The sequence below is a fragment of the Bartonella sp. AC62GZZY genome, assembly GCF_042196525.1.
In the GTDB taxonomy this organism is placed as follows: Bacteria; Pseudomonadota; Alphaproteobacteria; order Rhizobiales; family Rhizobiaceae; genus Bartonella.
In genome coordinates, this window is sequence record NZ_JBHIQN010000096.1 from 1 (window position 1) to 569 (window position 569).

1 pseudogene is annotated in these 569 nt (G+C 41.3%); it reads right to left on the minus strand.

Going from position 1 to position 569, the window contains the following annotated elements:
* Positions 1-569, minus strand: a pseudogene (locus ACFIML_RS09355) (hypothetical protein); the annotation flags it as partial.

Here is a 569-nt window from a genome sequence, read left to right on the forward strand (position 1 = left end):
GCGGTCCATTGACCTTCTTCATATTTAGCGCCACCACCTAAATAAGTTGCAACACTCTTATTGGTCGCAAAAAGCTGATTACCCGTCACTGCATCCGTCGAGCCAGATTTAATGTCCCCATCTAATAGAGATGTAAGCTTACTATTTGTCTTCGCTTCACCTGATCCATGCGTCGCTACAAAGGCTTTAGCCGTTTCACTCCACAACAAGGAATCACCTTGAACTGATTGAGTAATATTACTTATTTTTTCATCAAACTTTTTGACCTCATTAGACAGATGCGTATTTACATTCTGGACACTCGTATCAAGACCCGCAAACGCACTTCCAACATCGTTATAAGTATTATCCGTTACCGCACCATCATTAGTAATATTAGAGATTTTATAAGAAGGAGCTGTCCAAGCGCCATTTTCATACTTAGCATTACCACCAAAATATGTTGCTACCTGATCGCCCAATTTATGAAGCTGGTTACCCGTTACTGCATCCGTCGAGCCAGATTTAATGTCCCCATCTAATAGAGATGTAAGCTTACTATTTGTCTTCGCTTCACCTGATCCATGCGT